At 56.2% G+C, this 609-nt stretch carries 1 rRNA gene; it reads right to left on the bottom strand.

The features are described from left to right. Positions 1 to 609 (bottom strand): 23S ribosomal RNA (locus ACFSCX_RS16230); the annotation flags it as partial.

Below are 609 nucleotides of genomic sequence, written 5' to 3'. Positions count from 1 at the left end.
TCAGGGGTCTTACTTCAAAGAATGGGAAATCTCATCTTGAGGGGGGCTTCATGCTTAGATGCTTTCAGCACTTATCCCGTCCACACATAGCTACCCAGCGATGCCCTTGGCAGAACAACTGGTACACCAGCGGTGTGTCCATCCCGGTCCTCTCGTACTAAGGACAGCTCCTCTCAAATTTCCTACGCCCACGACGGATAGGGACCGAACTGTCTCACGACGTTCTGAACCCAGCTCGCGTACCGCTTTAATGGGCGAACAGCCCAACCCTTGGGACCGACTACAGCCCCAGGATGCGATGAGCCGACATCGAGGTGCCAAACCTCCCCGTCGATGTGGACTCTTGGGGGAGATAAGCCTGTTATCCCCGGGGTAGCTTTTATCCGTTGAGCGATGGCCCTTCCATGCGGAACCACCGGATCACTAAGCCCGACTTTCGTCCCTGCTCGACTTGTAGGTCTCGCAGTCAAGCTCCCTTGTGCCTTTACACTCTACGAATGATTTCCAACCATTCTGAGGGAACCTTTGGGCGCCTCCGTTACATTTTGGGAGGCGACCGCCCCAGTCAAACTGCCCACCTGACACTGTCTCCCAGCCGGGTCACGGCTG

It is taken from the genome of Bacillus salitolerans (assembly GCF_042680805.1).
In the GTDB taxonomy this organism is placed as follows: Bacteria; Bacillota; Bacilli; order Bacillales; family SA4; genus Bacillus_CJ; species Bacillus_CJ salitolerans.
This window is presented reverse-complemented; position numbering and strand designations above follow the sequence as displayed.